Source organism: Bacillus pretiosus (assembly GCF_051294775.1).
GTDB lineage: Bacteria > Bacillota > Bacilli > Bacillales > Bacillaceae_G > Bacillus_A > Bacillus_A wiedmannii.
On sequence record NZ_JBPPHF010000002.1, the window covers coordinates 916,852 to 939,693 of the forward strand.

The 22,842-nt window shown below is 37.9% G+C and carries 21 protein-coding genes, 2 pseudogenes and 1 other annotated feature; of the genes and pseudogenes, 20 read left to right on the plus strand and 3 right to left on the minus strand.

Features of this window, described 5'->3' with window-relative positions; translation table 11 throughout:
- The first annotated feature begins 14 nt into the window (after nt 1–14).
- The 18 genes from ACSG5Z_RS13130 to pyrE all read left to right on the plus strand — a co-directional run bounded on the left by ACSG5Z_RS13130 (nt 15) and on the right by pyrE (nt 19,068).
- Entirely contained in the window at nt 15–485 is a 471-nt protein-coding gene (locus tag ACSG5Z_RS13130; protein ID WP_000119131.1) for a cell division protein SepF, read from the plus strand.
- 6 nt (nt 486–491) lie between these two features.
- The gene (locus ACSG5Z_RS13135; protein WP_000259082.1) at nt 492–755 is read left to right on the plus strand and encodes a YggT family protein; all 264 of its coding nucleotides are present in this window, start codon (nt 492–494) and stop codon (nt 753–755) included.
- A 15-nt stretch (nt 756–770) separates the two neighbouring features.
- Nucleotides 771–1,538: a YlmH family RNA-binding protein gene (locus ACSG5Z_RS13140; RefSeq protein WP_000029706.1), complete on the plus strand. Its 768-nt coding sequence runs from the start codon at nt 771–773 to the stop codon at nt 1,536–1,538.
- Nucleotides 1,539–1,627: 89 nt separating this feature from the next.
- Nucleotides 1,628–2,134, plus strand: coding sequence for a septum site-determining protein DivIVA (gene divIVA / locus ACSG5Z_RS13145; RefSeq protein ID WP_001131609.1), 507 nt, complete (start codon nt 1,628–1,630; stop codon nt 2,132–2,134).
- A 51-nt stretch (nt 2,135–2,185) separates the two neighbouring features.
- Nucleotides 2,186–2,410 (plus strand) — a binding site (T-box leader).
- Nucleotides 2,411–2,481: 71 nt separating this feature from the next.
- A complete protein-coding gene (gene ileS2 / locus ACSG5Z_RS13150; protein WP_435711517.1) occupies nt 2,482–5,247 on the plus strand; it encodes an isoleucine--tRNA ligase in 2,766 nt (921 codons plus the stop codon).
- Between the two features lie 157 nt (nt 5,248–5,404).
- A complete protein-coding gene (locus ACSG5Z_RS13155) occupies nt 5,405–5,734 on the plus strand; it encodes a TraR/DksA C4-type zinc finger protein (protein ID WP_001004658.1) in 330 nt (109 codons plus the stop codon).
- Between the two features lie 124 nt (nt 5,735–5,858).
- Nucleotides 5,859–6,317 (plus strand): lipoprotein signal peptidase LspA, encoded by a 459-nt coding sequence (gene lspA, locus ACSG5Z_RS13160; protein ID WP_000642186.1) that lies wholly within the window; start codon nt 5,859–5,861, stop codon nt 6,315–6,317.
- A gap of 4 nt (nt 6,318–6,321) precedes the next feature.
- Nucleotides 6,322–7,230 (plus strand): RluA family pseudouridine synthase, encoded by a 909-nt coding sequence (locus ACSG5Z_RS13165; protein WP_000005846.1) that lies wholly within the window; start codon nt 6,322–6,324, stop codon nt 7,228–7,230.
- A 203-nt stretch (nt 7,231–7,433) separates the two neighbouring features.
- Nucleotides 7,434–7,976, plus strand: a complete 543-nt coding sequence (gene pyrR / locus ACSG5Z_RS13170; protein ID WP_001156490.1) for a bifunctional pyrimidine operon transcriptional regulator/uracil phosphoribosyltransferase — start codon at nt 7,434–7,436, stop codon at nt 7,974–7,976.
- A gap of 146 nt (nt 7,977–8,122) precedes the next feature.
- Complete coding sequence (gene uraA, locus ACSG5Z_RS13175) at nt 8,123–9,406, plus strand: uracil permease (protein WP_000435919.1); 1,284 nt, start codon at nt 8,123–8,125, stop codon at nt 9,404–9,406.
- 148 nt (nt 9,407–9,554) lie between these two features.
- Nucleotides 9,555–10,469, plus strand: a complete 915-nt coding sequence (gene pyrB / locus ACSG5Z_RS13180; RefSeq protein ID WP_048546070.1) for an aspartate carbamoyltransferase — start codon at nt 9,555–9,557, stop codon at nt 10,467–10,469.
- Nucleotides 10,453–11,739 (plus strand): dihydroorotase, encoded by a 1,287-nt coding sequence (gene pyrC / locus ACSG5Z_RS13185; RefSeq protein WP_001108374.1) that lies wholly within the window; start codon nt 10,453–10,455, stop codon nt 11,737–11,739. The genes pyrB and pyrC overlap by 17 nt, the downstream gene beginning before the upstream one ends.
- Nucleotides 11,736–12,833, plus strand: coding sequence for a carbamoyl phosphate synthase small subunit (locus ACSG5Z_RS13190; RefSeq protein ID WP_097889660.1), 1,098 nt, complete (start codon nt 11,736–11,738; stop codon nt 12,831–12,833). The genes pyrC and ACSG5Z_RS13190 overlap by 4 nt, the downstream gene beginning before the upstream one ends.
- Nucleotides 12,818–16,036, plus strand: a complete 3,219-nt coding sequence (gene carB / locus ACSG5Z_RS13195; protein WP_097889661.1) for a carbamoyl-phosphate synthase large subunit — start codon at nt 12,818–12,820, stop codon at nt 16,034–16,036. The genes ACSG5Z_RS13190 and carB overlap by 16 nt, the downstream gene beginning before the upstream one ends.
- Complete coding sequence (pyrK, locus tag ACSG5Z_RS13200; protein WP_000983346.1) at nt 16,033–16,812, plus strand: dihydroorotate oxidase B electron transfer subunit; 780 nt, start codon at nt 16,033–16,035, stop codon at nt 16,810–16,812. Before carB ends, pyrK begins: the two co-directional genes overlap by 4 nt.
- Nucleotides 16,809–17,738 (plus strand): dihydroorotate oxidase B catalytic subunit, encoded by a 930-nt coding sequence (pyrD, locus tag ACSG5Z_RS13205; RefSeq protein WP_001081053.1) that lies wholly within the window; start codon nt 16,809–16,811, stop codon nt 17,736–17,738. Before pyrK ends, pyrD begins: the two co-directional genes overlap by 4 nt.
- Entirely contained in the window at nt 17,723–18,439 is a 717-nt protein-coding gene (gene pyrF / locus ACSG5Z_RS13210) for an orotidine-5'-phosphate decarboxylase (protein WP_097889662.1), read from the plus strand. The genes pyrD and pyrF overlap by 16 nt, the downstream gene beginning before the upstream one ends.
- A complete protein-coding gene (pyrE, locus tag ACSG5Z_RS13215) occupies nt 18,436–19,068 on the plus strand; it encodes an orotate phosphoribosyltransferase (protein ID WP_000711449.1) in 633 nt (210 codons plus the stop codon). The genes pyrF and pyrE overlap by 4 nt, the downstream gene beginning before the upstream one ends.
- Nucleotides 19,069–19,184: 116 nt before the next feature.
- Here the strand turns inward: pyrE and ACSG5Z_RS13220 are convergent, their stop codons facing one another.
- Nucleotides 19,185–19,439, minus strand: coding sequence for a YbeF family protein (locus tag ACSG5Z_RS13220; RefSeq protein ID WP_001003926.1), 255 nt, complete (start codon nt 19,437–19,439; stop codon nt 19,185–19,187).
- 166 nt (nt 19,440–19,605) lie between these two features.
- Nucleotides 19,606–20,722 (minus strand): annotated as a pseudogene (locus ACSG5Z_RS13225) (hypothetical protein).
- A gap of 167 nt (nt 20,723–20,889) precedes the next feature.
- On the opposite strand from ACSG5Z_RS13225, the gene ACSG5Z_RS13230 reads away from it, so the two are divergent.
- Both ACSG5Z_RS13230 and ACSG5Z_RS13235 read left to right on the plus strand, forming a co-directional pair.
- Entirely contained in the window at nt 20,890–21,255 is a 366-nt protein-coding gene (locus ACSG5Z_RS13230) for a YoqO family protein (RefSeq protein ID WP_435711518.1), read from the plus strand.
- A 15-nt stretch (nt 21,256–21,270) separates the two neighbouring features.
- Nucleotides 21,271–21,607, plus strand: a pseudogene (locus tag ACSG5Z_RS13235) (YoqO family protein).
- A 42-nt stretch (nt 21,608–21,649) separates the two neighbouring features.
- Here the strand turns inward: ACSG5Z_RS13235 and ACSG5Z_RS13240 are convergent.
- Nucleotides 21,650–22,720 (minus strand): M24 family metallopeptidase, encoded by a 1,071-nt coding sequence (locus ACSG5Z_RS13240; RefSeq protein ID WP_098145696.1) that lies wholly within the window; start codon nt 22,718–22,720, stop codon nt 21,650–21,652.
- Nucleotides 22,721–22,842: the final 122 nt, after the last annotated feature.

Below are 22,842 nucleotides of genomic sequence, written 5' to 3' on the forward strand. Positions count from 1 at the left end.
AGGAGAATCTTATTATGAGTTGGTCAAAAGTAAAATACTTCTTTTTTGATACACCGGAAGAAAAAGAAGCAGCTCAATATAGTTATGAAAAGGAGCAAACAGACATGAAGAAGCAGCAAGATCCGCCAGAACAACAAGATGTTGCGTTTCCAAAAGCGCAACCGAAACAAAATGTTGTGAGCATTGAAACGGCAAAGCAATCTTCAAAAGTTGTTTTATTAGAACCACGCACATATTCGGAAGCACAAGGGATTTCGGACCATTTAAAAGGTAGACGAGCTGTTGTGATTAATTTACAACGAATGTCTACTGATCAAGCTGTACGTATCGTTGACTTTTTAAGTGGTACTGTATACGCTATAGGCGGGGACATTCAAAAAATAGGACCGAAAACATTTATGTGTACCCCTGAAAATGTAGATATTGTTGGTGCAATTTCAGAGTTATTCGGTGAAGAAGAAGACACAAATATAAAGAGGTGGTAATACGCCATGGTAACAGTTTTAAACGTTTTAATTACTGCTATCGAGATCTACTCGTGGGCACTTATTATTTACATTCTTCTATCATGGTTCCCTGGTGCAAAGGAATCAACTTTTGGAGAAATTCTTGCGCGTATTTGTGAACCGTATTTAGAACCATTTCGCAGATTTATTCCGCCGCTTGGTATGATTGATATCTCTCCACTCGTTGCGATTTTCACGTTAAAGCTTGCTACGAATGGTTTAATAAGTATATTCAACTATTTCTTATAGTAAGAGGTTAAATACATGAGCATCTATGAACATTTCAGACCCGATGAAGAGGTCTTTGTGGATAAGGTGTTAGAGTGGAAGCGAGCAGCGGAGTACCATCAAGTGAAGTTAACAGACTTCCTTGATCCAAGACAACAACAAATTGTCACTATGGTAATAGGACAAGGGGATGTTGCTGTACAGTTTGATGGTGCAACGCCTCATGCAGAGCGTAAGAGAGCACTCATTTATCCGGACTATCTAGTAGTGAATGAAGAGGAATTTCAAGTAGAAGTATTGGAAATTGACTATCCTTCCAAGTTTTATACGCTAGAACATAGGCAAATATTAGGTACATTTATGTCTCTTGGTTTAACGAGAGAAAAATGTGGCGATATTTTGCTTCAAGAAGATCGTGCCCAAATTGTAGTCGCGAAAGAAGTTGTATCTTATATTGAGATGAACTTACAATCTATAGGGAAAGTGAAAGTCTCCTTATCACCAGTGCAAGGAGAAAAAATTCTACAGATGCAAGAAACGTGGGGAGAGAAATCTGGAACGGTTTCTTCACTTCGTTTAGATGTTATGTTAGCTGAAATGTTACATATATCCAGACAAAAAGTACAACCTTTCATAAAAAATGGTTTAGTAAAAGTTAATTGGAAAACAGTGGAGCAAACTTCTTATGAATGTTATCCAGGAGATGTTTTTTCAGTGAGAGGATATGGACGAAGTAAATTGTTTTCTGTAGAAGGTAGAACAAAGCGCGACAAATGGAGAATTTTGTATGGTATACTAAAATGATTGGTTTTTTAGAAGGAAATCCTCCTATTTTGTCGAAGAAAAGATATAATTGAAATAGGAAATTTAGATAACTACTTGGAGGTGGCGTTGTGCCGTTAACACCATTAGATATTCATAACAAAGAATTTGGTCGCGGATTCCGTGGCTATGATGAAGATCAAGTAAATGAGTTTCTTGATCAAATTATCAAAGATTATGAATTAGTCATTCGTGAGAAAAAAGCTTTAGAAGAAAAAGTTGCGCAATTAGAAGGGAAGTTAGATCATTTCTCTAATATTGAAGATACGTTAAACAAATCTATCATCGTTGCACAAGAAGCAGCGGAAGAAGTAAAACGTAATGCGCAAAAAGAAGCAAAATTAATCGTACGTGAAGCTGAAAAGAATGCAGACCGTATTATTAACGAAGCGTTAGTAAAATCAAGAAAAGTTGCCTTTGATATTGAAGAGCTAAAGAAACAAGCGAAAGTATTCCGCACTCGTTTCCGTATGTTATTAGAGACACAGCTTGAAATGTTAAACAACGATGATTGGGATAAACTAATTGAGTTAGAAGACGAAGTAGATGAACTGTTGAAAAAAGAAGAAACAGTGTAAGCTTGACGTTTTTCTCATTATTACATATAATTTTAAACAACATATTTATTAAGAAAAACGAAGATAGGGATAAGTACCTTTTTCATACCTTATATAGCGAACTGAGGATGGTGTAAGCTCAGGATAAGGAGATAATGGGAATATCACCCTGGAGTTCCGCGCTGAACAAATAGAGTAAGCGTAGGCGTATATTCGCGTTAAGAATATAAAGAGGATTGTATACATACGTATAGGGTCTACTAGGGTGGTACCGCGGGAGACTTTCTCGTCCCTTTTTGGGATGAGAAGGTCTCTTTTTTATTCCGTTTTTTAAGTGTTTCTTTTATACATGTAAGGAGGAATTGAGCATGGAGTACAAAAATACATTACTAATGCCAAAAACAGAGTTCCCAATGCGTGGGAATTTACCAAAACGTGAGCCTGCAATGCAAGAACAGTGGGCTGAAATGGATATTTATGAAAAGGTACAAGAACATACGAAAGGTCGTCCTTTATTTGTACTGCATGATGGACCTCCATATGCGAATGGTGACATTCATATGGGACATGCATTAAATAAAGTGTTAAAAGACTTTATTGTTCGTTATAAATCAATGACTGGATACTGCGCACCATATGTACCGGGTTGGGATACACACGGTTTACCAATTGAGCAAGCTTTAACAAATAAAGGTGTAAAGCGTAAAGAAATGACAGTTGCTGAGTTCCGTAAGTTATGTGCAGAGTATGCATATGAACAAGTAGAACGTCAACGTGAACAATTTAAGCGTTTAGGTGTACGTGCAGATTGGGATAACCCATATATTACTTTAGAGCCGGCTTATGAAGCGCAACAAATTAAAGTGTTCGGTGATATGGCGAAAAAAGGTTATATCTATAAAGGACAGAAACCAGTTTACTGGTCTCCAACGAGTGAATCAGCTTTAGCAGAAGCTGAAATTGAATACCAAGATAAAAAATCAGCATCTATTTACGTAGCATTCCCTGTAAAAGACGGAAAGAACGTATTAGAAGGTGATGAGAAATTCATTATCTGGACAACAACACCTTGGACGTTACCTGCAAACTTAGGTATTTCTGTTCACCCAGAACTTGAATACGCTATTGTAAAAGTAAATGATGAAAAATATATTATTGCTTCTGAACTATTTGAGACAGTTGCAAAAACATTAGCGTGGGAAAATGCTGAAGTTGTGAAAACGGTAAAAGGTAGCGAACTTGAGTATACAGTTGCAAAACATCCATTCTACGATCGTGATTCATTAGTTATGCTAGGAGATCACGTAACAACAGATGCAGGTACAGGTTGTGTTCATACAGCACCAGGACACGGGGAAGATGACTTCGTTGTTGGTAAAAAGTATGGATTAGAAGTACTTTGCCCAGTTGATGATAAAGGTGTATTAACAAATGAAGCACCTGGATTTGAAGGCTTATTCTATGATAAAGCTAACAAGCCAATTACAGAAAAATTAGAAGAAGTAGGCGCGTTACTGAAGCTAACATTCATTACGCATTCATACCCACATGATTGGAGAACGAAAAAACCAATTATTTTCCGTGCGACAGCACAGTGGTTTGCATCTATTGAAGCGTTCCGTAAAGAATTATTAGAAGCTGTTGCGGAAACAAAATGGGTACCAGCATGGGGAGAAACTCGTCTTCATAATATGGTTCGTGACCGTGGTGACTGGTGTATTTCTCGTCAGCGTGCATGGGGTGTGCCAATCCCTGTATTCTATGCAGAGAATGGTGATCCAATTATTACAGATGAAACAATTAACCATGTAGCAGATTTATTCCGTGAGCACGGTTCTAACGTATGGTTTGAGCGTGAAGCGAAAGATCTATTACCAGAAGGATTTACACATACAGGTAGCCCAAATGGTGAATTCCGTAAAGAAACAGACATCATGGATGTATGGTTCGATTCAGGTTCTTCTCACCAAGCAGTATTAGAAGAGCGCGAAGACTTACAACGTCCAGCTGATTTATATTTAGAAGGATCTGACCAGTATCGTGGTTGGTTTAACTCTTCATTATCAACAGCAGTTGCTGTAACAGGTAAAGCTCCATATAAAGGCGTACTAAGCCATGGTTTCGTATTAGATGGTGAAGGACGTAAAATGAGTAAGTCGATTGGAAACATCGTCGTACCGAAGAAAATTATGGATCAATTAGGTGGAGATATTTTACGCTTATGGGTATCTTCTGTTGACTATCAATCTGATGTACGTATTTCAGATGATATTTTAAAACAAGTAGCAGAAGTGTATCGTAAAATCCGTAACACATTCCGTTTCTTATTAGGAAACTTAGATGACTTTAAGCCAAGTGAAAATACAGTAGCTGTAGCTGAACTTCGTGAAGTAGATCGTTACATGTTAGTGAAATTAAATGACTTAATTACAAAAGTAAAAGAAGCATATGAAACATACGACTTCGCTGCTGTGTATCATGCAATTCATAACTTCTGTACAATTGATTTAAGTTCATTCTACTTAGACTTTGCAAAAGACATTTTATACATTGAAGGTGCAAACCATGAAGATCGTCGTGCGATTCAAACTGTATTATATGATGTTCTTGTTGCATTGACGAAACTTGTAACACCAATCTTACCGCATACAGCTGATGAAGTATGGCCATACATTCCGGGTGTAACAGAAGAAAGTGTACAATTAACTAATATGCCAGAAGCTGTACAATTAGATGGTGCGGAAGCATTAAAAACAAAATGGGATGCATTTATGACGCTGCGTGATGACGTATTAAAAGCGTTAGAAGTAGCTCGTAATGAGAAAGTAATCGGTAAGTCATTAAATGCAAGTATTACGCTATATCCGACTGTAGAAATGAAAACTATGTTAGAGTCTATTAGCGAAGACTTAAAGCAATTATTCATCGTTTCTGAGTATAAACTTGGTGGTATGATGGAAGAAGCGCCAGCAGATGCGCCGAAGTACGAGCATACAGCGGTTGTTGTTGCTCAAGCAACTGGTGAAACATGTGAACGTTGTTGGGTAGTTTCAGAAACAATTGGTAAAGACGCTGAACATGAAACATTATGTGAGCGTTGTGCAACAGTTGTTAAAGAAAACTACGTAAAATAATAAAAAAACTGACTGTGCGTAAGTACAGTCAGTTTTTTTATTGATGATATATTAAAATAACTTTCACTCTCTTTCCTATGAAGGAAAAATGTGTGTGAGGTAAGCATAGAAATTTCGGACACACTAATCGTACATTGCAGCTGGGAGGAATGTACACGTGAATGAAATGTATATGGAAATCAAAGAAGAATTGCAATTGATGCGAAAAGAGTTACAAGAGAGGCTAGCTAAAGAGGTCATGCACAAATATGATACAGAGTTTAGCGAAGAGCTTGGATATGAAATTAAGGAAGAGATAAAGAAAAAACTCCTATTACATGATATAAAAGAGGACTTAAAAGATGTAGAACGTGCATTATTTAAAATGGAAATAGATATGTATGGTATTTGTGAAGAAACAGGGAGAGCAATTTCGGTAAAACAAATGAAGACGATGCCGACTGCCCGTACCATTCATGAATTTTTCTATGAAAAAGTAAATGTATGAATGCGCACAACGATATTATATTACCTTTTTTTAATTTATTTTATTCTTCTATAAAGGTTCATTGTGAAAAGGTTGCAGCTATGCTAAAATTTTGAGGTACACTGTCTTTGTGGGGGAAATGAAAATGATATATTATGTAATAGCGTTATTTGTCATTGCCATCGATCAAATATCGAAATGGCTAATTGTAAAGAACATGGAATTGGGTACGAGCATTCCGATTATCGATAATGTATTATACATAACATCACATCGAAATAGAGGAGCTGCCTGGGGGATTTTAGAAAATAAAATGTGGTTTTTCTACATTATTACAGTCGTTTTTGTAGTATTTATCGTAATTTATATGCAAAAATATGCGAAAACAGACAAACTTCTAGGGATTTCATTAGGTCTAATATTAGGCGGAGCAATTGGTAATTTCATTGATCGTGTATTTAGACAAGAAGTAGTGGATTTCATTCACGTGTATATTTTCTCGTACAACTATCCAGTATTCAATATAGCTGATTCAGCATTATGTATTGGTGTTGTATTAATTATTATTCAAACATTATTAGAAGGCAAGAAAACGAAGGAGTAATTGAATGAGTGAAGTAGTACAAGTAACAGTTGCAGAAGAACAAAAAAGTGAGCGAATTGATAAATTCGTTGCAGAAATAAACAGTGAATGGTCACGTTCACAAGTACAACAATGGATTAAAGATGATGTCGTTACAGTTAATGGAAAATCGGTAAAAGTGAATTATAAAGTTAAAGAAAACGATGAAATTACAGTAACGATTCCTGATCCAGAAGAGTTAGATATCCAAGCAGAAGATATGGGCTTAGAAATTTATTATGAAGATGCAGATGTACTCGTTGTAAATAAGCCACGTGGTATGGTTGTACATCCAGCTCCAGGGCATACAAGCGGTACGCTTGTAAACGGACTTATGCACCATTGTACAGACCTGTCAGGTATTAACGGTGTAATGCGTCCTGGTATTGTGCATCGTATTGATAAAGATACATCTGGACTATTAATGGTTGCTAAAAATGATGTGGCGCATGAGTCACTTGTAAATCAACTTGTAGCAAAAACAGTAACAAGACGTTACAAAGCGATTGTACACGGTGTGATTCCGCATGATAAAGGAACGATCGATGCGCCAATTGGTCGCGATAAGAAAGAACGTCAAAGCATGACAGTTGATGAAAATGGTAAGAATGCTGTTACACACTTCCAGGTGTTAGAACGCTTTAAAGATTTTACACTTGTAGAATGTCGCTTAGAAACGGGACGTACGCACCAAATTCGTGTTCATATGAAATATATTGGCTATCCACTTGCAGGAGATCCGAAGTATGGTCCGAAGAAAACATTAGACATGAATGGACAAGCACTTCACGCAGGTATTTTAGGGTTTGACCATCCTCGTACTGGTGAATATATTCAGTTTGAGGCACCGATTCCAGAAGTGTTTGAAGACGCATTAAATATTTTACGGAAATAGTATTGACAAATCATAAGAAAACTGAGATACTGACAACAGTTAAATAATGATCCTTTAACACAGCCCCGTGAGGTTGAGAAGGTAACGGTTTGAAATATATAGGGTATGCTGTACCCTTTTTTCAAAAGTCCTCTCGCACACGCTGAGAGGACTTTTTTTATACCATTACTCTCACGCAAGAAAAAAGCTTGGAGGTGTAGAGCATGCAAGAGAAAGCTGTCGTTTTAGATGACCAAATGATTCGCCGCGCTTTAACACGAATTAGTCATGAAATCGTGGAACGAAATAAAGGTGTCGATAATTGTGTTCTTGTCGGAATTAAAACTCGTGGAATTTTTATTGCACAACGTTTGGCAGAACGAATTGGTCAAATTGAAGGAAAAGAAATGGAAGTTGGAGAGCTAGATATTACGTTATATCGTGATGATCTAACACTACAATCGAAAAATGAAGAACCACTTGTAAAAGGTTCTGATATCCCTGTAGATATTACGAAGAAAAAAGTTATCCTTGTGGATGATGTATTATATACAGGAAGAACAGTTCGAGCAGCAATGGATGCTCTTATGGATTTAGGTAGACCATCACAAATCCAACTGGCGGTTCTTGTTGATAGAGGTCATCGTGAACTACCAATTCGCGCTGATTATGTAGGAAAGAACATTCCAACATCAAGTGAAGAGCGTATCGAAGTTGATTTGCAAGAGACAGATCAACAAGATCGAGTAAGCATATACGATAAGTAAAGCCCTTTTAAATGTAGTCCTGTGAGGCTGCCAAAGGGTCTTGGCTTTCATATGTCAAATTTGGCATACGAAAGTGTAGGACTCTTTGTGCACAGGCACAAAGAGTTTTTTTATTGCAAAGATTTAAACTGAAGGAGGATGTAACAATGGAACAAAAGCCAGTGTTAGACGTTAATGAAGTACCGAAACCGGGAAAATGGTTATTTTTAAGTATACAACATTTGTTCGCGATGTTTGGATCAACAGTGCTTGTTCCGTTTTTAACAGGATTGAATCCGTCAGTAGCATTAATATCAAGTGGATTAGGAACGCTAGCGTTTCTTCTTATAACGAAAGGTCAAGTACCTGCCTATCTAGGATCATCATTCGCCTTTATCGCACCGATTATAACAGCGAAAACAGCAGGTGGACCTGGAGCAGCAATGCTTGGTGGTTTGTTTGCAGGACTTGTGTACATCTTAATCTCACTCGGAATTAAGAAGTCAGGATCAGAGTGGATTATGAAATTACTTCCGCCAATCGTAGTTGGTCCAGTCGTAATGGTAATCGGTCTAGCTTTAGCACATACAGCAGTTAACATGGCGATGAACGGTGCGGATGGCAAATATAGCTTTACACACTTTTCAGTAGCATTAGTAACATTAGCAATTACAATTATCTGCTCTATATTCGGAAGAGGGTTTTTCAGTATCATACCAGTGTTACTGGGCATTATCGGCGGATATATCTTTGCTTACTTCCAAGGGCTAGTAAACTTAAAGCCGGTAGCTGAGGCAAAATGGTTTGTTGTACCAGATTTCACAGTACCATTTGTAACATATACTCCGGAGTTTTCGTGGAAGATTGTACTCTTGATGGTACCAGTAGCATTAGTAACAATTTCAGAACATATCGGACATCAAATTGTACTAGGAAATGTTATTAAAAGAGATTTAATTGAAAAACCAGGTTTACATCGCTCAATCTTCGGTGATGGAATAGCAACATTGATTGCATCACTAATAGGTGGACCACCGAATACAACGTATGGTGAAAACATCGGTGTGTTAGCAATTACGAGAGCATACAGTGTATACTTATTCATCGGCTCAGCAGTGTTTGCAATCATGTTCGGATTTATCGGTAAGATTTCTGCACTGATTCATTCGATCCCAACACCAGTTATGGGTGGTGTATCAATCTTACTATTCGGTGTAATTGCATCAAGCGGATTACGCATGATGGTAGATGATAAAACAGACCTAAGTGACAAACGAAACTTAATGATTGCATCAGTAATACTAGTAATCGGTATTGGTGGAGCGGTACTCCACGTAGGAGAATCGTTCCAAGTAGAAGGAATGGCACTAGCAGCAATTGTGGGTGTACTATTAAATCTACTACTACCGGAAACGAAACAAATAAAACAATCTAAGCAGATTGCTTCATAATAATAACCTTTTAATTCAGTCCTGTGAGACCGGAAAGGGTGGCTTCTTCCTTGCACCCTAGTCTCAAATGACTAGGGTATTTTTATACAAAAGTTGTTATAAAAATACAAAAGTGGTAACATAAAAATCAGAAAGATGAGGGATGACGATGAGCCATTTGTTAACGATGAGTGAATTATCGGAAGTAGAAATTTCAGAAATCCTAAAAGACGCAGAAGATTTCGCGAATGGAAAAGAGAGCAAAACGACAGAGCAAACTTTTGTTGCGAACTTGTTCTTTGAGAATAGTACGAGAACGAGATTTAGCTTTGAAGTTGCTGAGAAGAGATTAGGACTTGAAGTTTTAAACTTTTCAGCGGATGCATCAAGCGTACAAAAAGGAGAAACTTTATACGATACGATAAGAACACTGGAATCAATCGGAACAAAAGCGGTGATCGTCCGCCATGAGCAAGATCGCTACTTCGATGAACTAAAAGAACAGGTAAATATCCCAATCTTAAACGCTGGAGATGGATGTGGAAACCATCCAACGCAGTGCCTACTCGATCTTCTTACAATTAAACAAGAGTTTGGAAGATTTGAAGGATTAAAGATTGCGATAGTAGGAGATATTCGTCATAGCCGAGTAGCACGTTCTAATGCAGAAGCATTAACGAAACTGGGTGCAACAATTTACTTTGCAAGTCCAGAAGAGTGGAAAGATGAAGACAGCACGTTTGGAACATACAAACCATTAGATGAACTTGTTCCAGAAGTGGATGTAATGATGTTACTTCGTGTACAACATGAGCGTCATGATCATTATGAAACAGACATTATGAAAGAGTATCATGAGAAACACGGATTAACAGTGGAAAGAGAAAAGCGTATGAAAGAAGGAAGCATTATTATGCATCCAGCTCCTGTAAACCGTGATGTTGAAATTGCAAGTGAACTTGTTGAGTGTGAGCGTTCACGCATATTTAAACAAATGGAAAATGGAGTTTACGTAAGAATGGCTGTACTAAAACGCGCCTTACCAAATGTATTAGGAGGAATGAAACATGAATTACTTGTTTAAAAATGGTCGTTATATGAATGAAGAAGGAAAAATCGTAGCAACAGATCTTCTCGTACAAGACGGTAAAATCGCTAAGGTAGCAGAAAATATTACGGCAGATAATGCTGAAGTAATCGATGTGAACGGAAAGTTAATCGCACCTGGATTAGTAGATGTACACGTACACCTTCGTGAACCAGGTGGTGAACATAAAGAAACAATTGAAACAGGTACACTAGCAGCGGCAAAAGGTGGGTTCACTACAATTTGTGCAATGCCAAATACACGCCCAGTACCAGATTGCAGAGAACATATGGAAGACTTGCAAAATCGTATTAAAGAAAAAGCGCATGTCAACGTACTACCATACGGAGCAATTACAGTACGCCAAGCTGGTTCTGAAATGACAGATTTCGAAACATTAAAAGAACTTGGAGCATTTGCTTTCACTGATGACGGTGTAGGCGTACAAGATGCTAGCATGATGTTAGCTGCTATGAAGCGTGCAGCGAAATTAAATATGGCAGTAGTTGCGCATTGTGAAGAGAATACTCTTATTAATAAAGGTTGTGTACATGAAGGGAAGTTTTCTGAGAAACACGGATTAAACGGTATCCCATCAGTATGTGAATCTGTACATATTGCAAGGGATATACTGCTTGCTGAAGCGGCAGATTGTCACTATCACGTATGTCACGTAAGTACGAAAGGTTCTGTACGCGTAATTCGAGATGCGAAACGCGCTGGAATTAAAGTAACAGCAGAAGTAACACCTCATCACTTAGTGTTATGTGAAGATGATATCCCATCAGCTGATCCTAACTTTAAAATGAACCCGCCGCTTCGTGGAAAAGAAGATCACGCAGCACTAATTGAAGGTTTATTAGATGGAACAATTGATATGATCGCAACTGATCATGCACCGCATACAGCGGAAGAGAAAGCGCAAGGAATTGAAAGAGCACCATTCGGAATTACTGGTTTTGAAACAGCATTCCCACTTCTATACACAAACCTTGTGAAAAAAGGAATTATTACATTAGAGCAGTTAATTCAATTCTTAACAGAAAAACCAGCTGATACATTCGGCTTAGAAGCAGGTCGCCTGAAAGAAGGTAGAACAGCTGATATTACAATCATTGATTTAGAACAAGAAGAAGAGATTGACCCAACAACATTCTTATCAAAAGGAAAAAATACACCATTCGCAGGTTGGAAATGCCAAGGATGGCCGGTAATGACAATCGTTGGTGGTAAGATCGCATGGCAAAAGGAGAGTGCATTAGTATGAAAAGACAACTTATCTTAGAAGATGGAACAGTATTAATTGGAAAAGGTTTCGGAGGAGAAATCGAAAAGTCAGGTGAGGTTGTATTTACAACAGGAATGACTGGATATCAAGAAACATTATCTGATCCATCATATTGCGGTCAAATCGTAACATTCACGTACCCATTAATCGGAAACTACGGCATCAACCGTGACGATTTTGAATCAATTCACCCATCTGTAAATGGTTTAATCGTAAACGAAATTTGTGATCATCCATCAAACTTCCGTAATGAAATTTCGTTAAATGATTACTTAAAAGAAAGAAATATCCCAGGGTTAGCAGGAATTGATACAAGAAAATTAACGAGAAAAATTCGTCAATACGGTACATTACGTGGACGTCTATGTAACATGGATGCAGATGTGGAATACATCGTGAGCCAATTAAAAGCGACAGTCTTTACAGATCACGTGAAACGCGTATCAACGAAAGATCCATACCCAAGCCCAGGCCGTGGACACCGAGTTGTACTTGTAGACTTCGGAATGAAACATGGTATTTTACGAGAATTAAATAAACGTGACTGTGATGTAATTGTAGTACCTTACAATACAACAGCAGAAGAAATTTTACGTCTTAGCCCAGATGGAATTATGTTAAGTAACGGACCTGGAGATCCAAAAGATGTACCAGAAGCAATTGAAATGTTAAAAGACATTATCGGTAAAGTTCCTTTATTCGGAATTTGCTTAGGACATCAACTATTCGCTCTAGCATCTGGTGCGAATACAAGTAAGTTAAAATTCGGTCACCGTGGTTTAAACCATCCGGTAAAACATCTTGCAACTGGAAAAGTAGCAATTACATCTCAAAATCATGGTTACGCAGTAGAAGATGAATCAGTTAAAAATACAGAACTTGAAATTACACATGTTGCTTTAAATGATGGAACAGTAGAAGGTCTTCGTCATACGAAGTTCCCAGCATTTACAGTACAATACCATCCAGAAGCTTCTGCAGGACCAGAAGATGCAAACGATTTGTTCGAAGATTTCTTAGCAATGATTGAAAACTTCAAGAAAGAAGGGGAAGAGTTATGCCAAAACGCCTAGACATTAACACAATTTTAGTAATCGGATCAGGACCAATTGTAATTGGGCAAGCAGCAGAGTTTGACTACTCTGGTACACAAGCTTGTCAATCTCTTAGAGAAGAAGGTTACAAAGTAATTCTTGTTAACTCTAACCCAGCAACAATTATGACAGATACTGCAACGGCAGATAAAGTATATATAGAACCATTAACACTAGAATTCGTAAGCCGTATCATTCGTAAAGAACGTCCAGATGCAATCTTACCAACATTAGGTGGTCAAACAGGCCTGAATATGGCTGTTGAACTTGCGAAATCAGGCATACTTGAAGAGTGCGGAGTTGAAATTTTAGGAACAAAATTATCAGCAATCGAGCAAGCGGAGGATCGTGATTTATTCCGTACCTTAATGCAGGAATTAAATGAACCAATTCCATCTAGTACCATTATTCATACGCTAGAAGAAGCACATGAATTTGTAAAAGAAATTGGATATCCAGTTATTGTTCGCCCAGCATTTACAATGGGGGGAACAGGTGGCGGAATCTGTAGTAATGAAGAAGAACTAATTGAAATCGTATCAGGTGGATTAAAACATAGTCCGGTAACACAATGTTTATTAGAAAAGAGCATTGCTGGTTGTAAGGAAATTGAATATGAAGTAATGCGTGATTCAAATGATAACGCGATTGTAGTATGTAACATGGAAAATATCGATCCAGTTGGGGTTCACACAGGTGATTCTATCGTTGTAGCACCGAGCCAAACATTAAGTGACCGTGAATATCAAATGTTACGAAACACTTCATTACGAATTATTCGTGCATTAGGAATTGAAGGTGGATGTAACGTTCAGCTTGCACTTGATCCACATAGCTTCCAATATTATGTAATCGAAGTAAACCCGCGTGTAAGTCGTTCATCTGCACTAGCATCTAAAGCAACTGGATATCCAATTGCGAAGCTAGCGGCAAAAATTGCAGTCGGTTTAACATTAGATGAAATTATAAATCCAGTAACACAAAAAACATATGCTTGTTTCGAACCAGCATTAGACTATGTTGTTTCAAAAATTCCACGCTGGCCATTTGATAAGTTTGAATCAGCAAACAGAACACTGGGTACACAAATGAAGGCAACTGGTGAAGTTATGTCAATCGGACGTAACTTAGAGCAATCATTATTAAAAGCGATTCGTTCTTTAGAACTTGGTGTTTATCACTTAGAGTTAGAGCATTTAAAAGAGCTTGATAAAGAGACAATGAAAAAACGCATTATAAAAGCTGATGATGAGCGACTGTTTATTGTAGCAGAAGCAATTCGTCAAGGTGTAACGAAAGAAGAAATCAACAATTGGTGTGAAATGGACTTCTTCTTCTTACAAAAAGTTGAAAATATCGTAAACATGGAACGCGAAGTAAAAGCAAATGTAGGAAATATGGAAGTATTACAATCAGCGAAGGAAATGGGCTTCAGTGACCATTACATCGCCAATGCTTGGAACAAAACAGAGCGTGAAATTTACGATATGCGTAAAGAAAGCAACATAACTCCTGTTTATAAAATGGTAGATACTTGTGCGGCAGAGTTTGAATCTGCAACACCATACTACTACAGCACATATGGTGACGAGAATGAATCAGTTAGAACAGATCGTAAGAGTGTAGTAGTTCTAGGATCTGGTCCAATCCGTATCGGTCAAGGTGTTGAGTTTGACTATGCAACAGTTCACTCTGTATGGGCAATTAAAGAAGCGGGATATGAGGCAATCATTGTTAATAACAATCCAGAAACAGTTTCAACAGACTTCAGTATTTCTGACAAATTATACTTTGAACCATTAACAATCGAAGATGTAATGCACATTATCGATTTAGAAAAACCAGAAGGTGTTATCGTCCAATTCGGTGGACAAACGGCAATTAACTTAGCTGCTAAATTAGAGGCTCACGGTGTGAAAATCTTAGGAACATCACTTGAAGATTTAGACCGTGCAGAAGATCGTGATAAGTTTGAAGCAGCTCTAACACAACTTGGTATTCCGCAACCAGTTGGTAAAACAGCAACGACTGTAGAGCAAGCGGTAGCAATCGCTGAAAAAATTGGTTACCCAGTATTAGTAAGACCATCTTACGTACTAGGTGGACGCGCGATGGAAATCGTATATCGTCAAGAAGAACTGCTGCACTACATGAAAAATGCGGTTAAAGTTCACGCAGATCACCCAGTATTAATCGATCGTTACATGGTTGGTAAAGAAATTGAAGTAGATGCAATTTCAGACGGTGAGAATGTATTCATTCCAGGTATTATGGAACATATTGAACGCGCTGGAGTTCACTCTGGTGACTCAATCGGAGTATATCCACCGCAAAGCTTATCTGCAAAACTGAAAGAACAAATTATTGAACATACAATTGCACTTGGAAAAGGTTTAAACATTGTTGGATTACTAAACATTCAGTTTGTAGTATTCAAAGATGAAGTGTATGTAATTGAAGTAAATCCACGTGCGAGTCGTACAGTACCATTCTTAAGTAAAATTACAGGCGTACCGATGGCGAATGTTGCAACGAAAGTTATTTTAGGTCAAGATCTTGTAGAACAAGGATATGGAACTGGTTATCACCCAGAAGAGAAAGAAGTGTATGTAAAAGCACCGGTATTCTCATTTGCGAAGCTACGTTCAGTTGATACAACATTAGGACCTGAAATGAAATCAACAGGGGAAGTAATGGGTAAAGACTTAACACTTGAAAAAGCATTATACAAAGGGTTAGTTGCTTCAGGAATTAACATCCCAACGCACGGATCAGTAATCATCACTGTAGCGGATAAAGATAAAGAAGAAGCAATGGAAATTGCAAAACGTTTCCACGAAATCGGCTATAACTTATTAGCAACAGCTGGAACAGCACAATCGTTAGCAGAGCAAAACATTCCAGTGCAAGTTGTAAATAAAATTGATTCTGAAGAATACAACTTACTTGATATTATCCGTCAAGGAAAAGCACAGTTTGTAATCAATACATTAACAAAAGGCAAACAACCAGCGCGTGATGGTTTCCGCATTCGCCGTGAATCAGTAGAAAATGGTGTGGCTTGCTTAACATCACTTGATACAACGAGAGCAATCTTACGAGTACTAGAATCTATGACATTCTCAGCTCATTCAATGAAAGAAATTACGCAAACGAAGCGTCACGAGGTGGTACATGCATGATGCAAAAGCAAAATATGATCGTCGTTAACCAAAAAGAAATCGCAAAAAACATTTACGAATTAGTGCTTCAAGGGGATCTAGTGCAGCAAATGAACGATCCAGGGCAGTTTGTACACATTAAGGTAGCAGAGGGCATTACGCCCCTTCTGCGCCGCCCAATTAGTATTTGTAATGTCGATCAAGACAAGAACGAATTTACAATGCTATATCGTGCGGAAGGACAAGGAACAAAAACATTAGCGAAAAGAAAACAAGGCGAACTTGTAGATGTGTTAGGACCACTTGGACATGGTTTTCCTGTAGAAGAAGCGGAAGCTGGACAAACGGCTCTATTAGTTGGAGGGGGAATTGGTGTACCACCACTATATGAATTGTCACAGCGTCTTGTAGCAAAGGGAGTACGCGTTATTCACATCTTAGGTTTCCAAACGAAAGATGTTGTCTTCTATGAAGAGAAATTCGCAGAGCTTGGTGATACGTATGTTGCAACAGTTGATGGTACGCATGGTACAGAAGGCTTTGTAACAGATGTAATTGATAGCTATGGAATCGACTTTGACATTCTATACTCATGTGGACCTTTAGCGATGCTTCGTGCATTAGAAGGACGCTATAAAGAGAGAAAAGCCTACATTTCATTAGAAGAGCGTATGGGCTGTGGCATTGGAGCATGTTTCGCATGTGTATGCCATTTACAAGCAGATCCGAGTGGACATTCTTACAAGAAGGTGTGTAGCGACGGACCAGTATTTCCAATCGGGGAGGTTGTACTATGAACAGATTGCAAGTTGAATTACCAGGGTTATCATTAAAAAATCCAATCATCCCAGCATCTGGTTGCTTCGGATTTGGTCGTGAGTATGCACAGTTCTATGATTTAAGTGTACTTGGATCAATTATGATTAAAGCGACAACAGAACAGCCTCGTTACGGAAACCCAACGCCTCGTGTTGCGGAAACACCAGGCGGAATGCTAAATGCAATCGGGCTTCAAAATCCTGGATTAGAAAAGGTAATGAATTCTGAATTACCTTTTCTCGAGCAATTTGATCTTCCGATTATTGCGAATGTTGCTGGCTCACAAGCTGAGGATTATGTAGCAGTTGCGAAAGAAATTTCAAAGGCACCTAATGTTCATGCGCTAGAATTAAATATTTCTTGTCCAAACGTAAAAACGGGTGGTATCGCTTTTGGTACGAATCCTGAAATTGCTGCTGATTTAACGAAGCGAGTAAAAGAGGTTTCTGAAGTACCGGTATATGTGAAATTGTCACCGAACGTGGCAAACATTGTGGAGATTGCAAAAGCAATTGAAAATGCGGGTGCGGACGGTTTAACGATGATTAATACATTGCTTGGTATGCGTCTAGATTTAAAAACAGCTAAACCAATTTTAGCAAACCGTACAGGCGGATTATCAGGTCCTGCGATTAAGCCAGTAGCAATTCGTATGGTACATGAAGTAAGTCAAGCGGTTAACATTCCGATTATCGGAATGGGTGGTATTGAAACTGCGGAAGATGTAATTGAATTCTTCTATGCTGGCGCAAGCGCGGTTGCAGTTGGAACAGCGAACTTTATCGATCCGTTCGTATGTCCGACAATTATTGAAGAATTACCAGCATTACTAGATGAATTAGGATTTGATCATATTTCGGAATGTCAAGGAAGGAGCTGGAAACAAACATGTCACAGTCGTTAATCGTTGCACTAGATTTTCCAGGGAAACAAGATGTAGAACAATTCTTACACCACTTTGAAGGGGAAGAGTTATTTGTCAAAGTGGGTATGGAGTTATTTTACAAAGAAGGCCCTGCGATTATTACGTACTTAAAAGAAAAAGGGCATAAGATCTTCCTAGATTTAAAACTTCATGATATTCCGAATACAGTAAAAAGCGCTATGCGTAGCCTAGCTAGTCTAGATGTTGATATGGTAAATGTTCATGCTGCTGGGGGAAGCAGTATGATGAAAGCTGCGATTGAGGGATTAGAGGAAGGTAAGCAAGAAGGAAAAGAGAGACCGATTTGTATTGCAGTTACACAACTAACAAGCACTTCGGAAGCTATGATGAAAAAAGAGATTGGCATTGAGAAAACGTTAGAAGAAGCGGTTGCTCATTATGCAAAACTAACGAAAGAAAGTGGACTTGATGGTGTTGTTTGTTCAACACTTGAAGTTCCGAAATTACGTGAAGTATGCGGAAATGAATTTGTAACAGTAACACCGGGGATTCGTCTTGCAAGCGATGATGTAAATGACCAGGTGCGCGTAGCAACACCGAAACGTGCGAGGGAACTTGGCTCAAGCTACATCGTAGTTGGACGTAGTATTACAAAAGCGGGAAATCCGCTTGAAGCGTATAAAACAGTAAAACAACAGTGGGAAGGTGTAACAGTATGAAAAAAGAAATCGCATCGCATTTATTAGAAATTGGAGCAGTATTTTTACAACCGAATGATCCATTCACTTGGTCTTCAGGTATGAAATCACCAATTTATTGTGATAATCGTTTAACTTTATCTTATCCAAAAGTACGTCAAGCGATTGCAGCTGGATTAGAAGAGTTAATTAAAGAGCACTTCCCAACTGTAGAAGTTATTGCAGGAACAGCAACTGCTGGTATTGCGCACGCTGCATGGGTAAGCGATCGTATGGATTTACCAATGTGCTACGTGCGTAGTAAAGCAAAAGGTCACGGTAAAGGGAACCAAATCGAAGGAAAAGCTGAAAAAGGTCAAAAAGTAGTAGTAGTAGAAGACTTAATTTCAACTGGCGGTAGTGCAATTACATGTGTAGAAGCACTTCGCGAAGCTGGATGTGAAGTATTAGGAATCGTATCAATCTTCACATACGAGCTAGAAGCAGGAAAAGAAAAACTAGAAGCAGCTAACGTAGCATCATACTCTTTAAGCGACTACAGTGCATTAACTGAAGTAGCAGCAGAAAAAGGTATGATCGGACAAGCTGAAACGAAAAAATTACAAGAGTGGCGTAAAAATCCAGCAAACGAAGCTTGGATCACAGCGTAACACGAAAAAAGACGACCGCGGGGGAACGCGGTCGCCTTTTTTATATCATTGCTAAAATTTTATGTAAAGTTCCATCGACATCAAAGAAAAACATATTACAATCTCCTCGCTAATAACTATTTAGCGTTTTCTACAACTTCATATCCTCTTACAAACAATAGCGTCATATAAGAAACAATAAATGAGAAGATGCTATACATGCCAACCCAAAAGAAGAATTTTGGCGTGAAGGCGATAACACCTATTATTAAAAAACTAGCAAACGTTACAATCGGCATTACGTAATACGTTTTCGTCTTGCGTGTTCCAATAACAGAAATGATAAAGATAAGTAATGGACAAATTAATAAGACGAAAATCAATTCATTCATAGTTATGTCCCCTTTTCTAATTGAAGTAATCTGTTTCTCGTAAACGTTTTGAAATAAATACTCTCCTAATATAACTTCGCTAACATATACATAATCCCTTTTGAAAGTCAGTAATAAATGATTGATTTCACAATAAAAAACGTAAGCAAGAGAATACTCGCTTACGTTATAGAATAAACATCGCAACGATCGTGGTGACAATTAAGCCAATCACAACTGGTAAAAAATTTCGGCGTGCGAGTTCAAATGGGTCCACTTTACAAATGGCAGCGGCAGGAATAAGTGCCCAAGGAATTAAAGTCCCGCCTCCGGTCCATATGGCAGCAATTTGCCCGAGTGCTGTTAATGTAGCTGTTCCATGCCCAAGTGCTGTTCCGAAAAGATTGGCAATTGAACCAGCAAGTGATATACCAGAAAAGCCAGATCCATCTAATCCAGTTATGATGCCAACGATAGTTAATGTTCCCGCCGATAAGTGCAGTTGCGTCGCTTCCTTGTAGTTTAAATTGAATCATGCAAAGGATATCGATGGCATATACGATTGGAATACAAATAGCGAGCCATTTTTTTGTCCGAGGAGATAATGAAGTGAGCGTTTTAGAAGACTCAGTTGATGGGATAGATTCTTGTATAGATAAGCCTGTATGGAATTCTTTTCGTAAGAAGAAAAATGCGACGGAAGTTGTCACAATACCCATAACGATAACGAGGGGAACACTGGCGGAAACAACGCTAGAAACAGGAAGACCAGCAGCATCCGCTGTTAATTTCGGTGCACCTTGAATAACGAAGTCACCAGATAAGGCGATGCCGTGTCCGAACAAGTTCATAGCAATGGCAACTCCAATTGGCGGAAGGCCGACGCGTACAGCGACGGGTAATAAAATAGCTCCCATTAAAGCGACAGCTGGAGAAGGCCAAAAGAAGAAAGAAATTGTCATCATTAAAAGGCCGATAATCCAGTAGGCGAGGGTAGGGGTACGAATCATCTTTGTAAATGGTGAAATCATCGTATCATTTATGCCAGTATGAACGAGTAGATTGCTCATTGATACGATAATGGAGATGATTAATATAGTTGGTAATAGTTCAGTAATAGCGTAAATGAAACTTTGAAAAATACCGCTAACGGCAAGAGGGATAGAACTTGTAGCAGTTAATGCTAATAAAAAGATAAAAACGATACAAATAATCGTCGTATCTTTCCGGAGAATAAAAAAAGTAATAATAGTGAGTAAACAAAGAATATAGAGAGCATGCAACAGCGTTAATTCAACTCCCATAACATTCACATCCTTTAGGCATTCGTGTAGTTTATTGTATGAAAGCAGTAAAAGTATGTGAGTATAGGAAAAAGAAAAAAAGTGAAATTTCATGTACTGTAATGGTAAGAAGTAGAAATGGAGGTTACAATACAATTAATCCAAAAAATGGGATTTAAGGAGGGTTTATGCGCAAAAAAATTGGGTTTTGGGGATTCATCCTTTCTTGTAGTCTATTAATCATTTTGAATCTGTTTACAAGTAATGAATGGATCAGTATTATACCTGTTTTCGGGTTTGTATTTATACTTTTATATAACTGGGATGATATGAAACAATATAGTAAGAAAAGTATCGGATGTATGATAGGCATTATTGTTATTTGTTCATTTGTCGCAGGGATTATTTTAATAGAGGGGCAGAAGCAAATGGAGAAAATGTCTATTTTTCAAGAATGGATGTCTTCTGCAAAAGGTCTTTATCTTGTAATTGTCGTTGTTGTTTTTCTAAGAATTGTTATAAGCGTAGTAAGTCACATATTAAAGGAGAAGTAGAATAGGGGAGTACGAATGAGAGAGAAAATAGGTTATTATGGTGTGCTCGTTTGTTTACTATTATCAGTTGTTTCAGGGCATATGTATAGGAGTATTGATTTTTGCACCTATGTATCGCTGGAAAGAATGGAAGGCATATAGCCGAAAAAAGAAAATTGTTTTCAGCATCGAGTTTGTCATTGTAATAAGCACGATTCCATTTTTGTTATTGAAAGGAAATGAGATAATAGATGGAATTGTAATGTTTCAAGGCTGGTTATTTATTGCGAAATCGATATATTTAATATGCATTTTAATGTTGGTAGCGGTAGTCGCTAAAAAAGTAAATGAAAAGCTATTCGCTAATGAATAAAAGAAAATGCCACCTTATTCGGTGGCATTTTTTTCTATGATTTCAACAAGGGATAACAATTAGTTCCCGATTTGATTTTGTAATCACTTCATATCCATCTTTTGTAATGACGATATCGTCTTCAATTCTACAACCGCCCCAGTTCGGAATATAAATACCAGGTTCAACTGTAACAACCATACCTTCTTCTAAAATAGCTTTACTTTCTTGGGATAGGCGAAGAGGTTCATGTATTTCTAACCCAAGACCATGACCAGTAGAGTGTCCAAAATATTGGCCATATCCATGCTCAGTTATGTAATCTCTCGTTATATCATCGATACTTTTCGCAGTTTCTCCAGGTTTAATTGCTTCCGTCCCACGTTTTAATGCTTCCCGTACAACATTGTATATTTTTTTGAATTCTTCTGATGGTTCCCCAATTGCTACAGTACGTGTTATATCGGAACAATATCCATCGTAAAGTGCACCGAAATCTAATGTAACGACGTCGCCTCGTTCGATTATTTTATTGGATGCAACTCCATGAGGAAGTGAAGAACGGACGCCAGAAGCTACGATGATTTGGAATGAAGAGGATGTAGCCCCTTTTTTTCGCATGAAAAATTCTAACTCATCTCGTACATCATTTTCACTTATTCCTGGTTTTAGAAACGTAAGGATGTGATGAAATGCTTCGTCCGCGATATTAGCTGCGATTTTCATTGTTTCTATTTCAGGCGTGTCTTTAATGATACGAATATTTTCGATGATTTCGCACACTTGAACCATTTCTACATGTACGTATTTTTGTAAGTTTTTATATTGTTGCAATGTCATGTTGTTTTCTTCAATTCCGAGTTTTTGAATGTTTAATTTCGATACTTGATTTGCAATTTCTTTTTCTAAATTTCCTTTATGCATAATAATTTCAGCATCTTTTATTTGTGATTTTGCTTGATCTACATAGCGAAAATCAGTTATAAAAACAGCCTTATCCGCAGAGAGTAAGACGACGCCAGCGCTACCTGTAAAGCCAGTTGCATATTGGCGGTTTTCTTTTTTTGTAATAAGCAATCCGTCAATTTCATAGTTTTGTAGTTGATTTTGGATTTTATTAATTTTTAAAGTCATGTTAATTCCCCCTATTCACAGTATTGAATAAAGCAAATAGCGTGCCAAAATATATATTTGAAGAAAAGATAGTAGGAACAACATATATTTTAGGGGAGATAAAAAATAGCAGGGGGATGAAA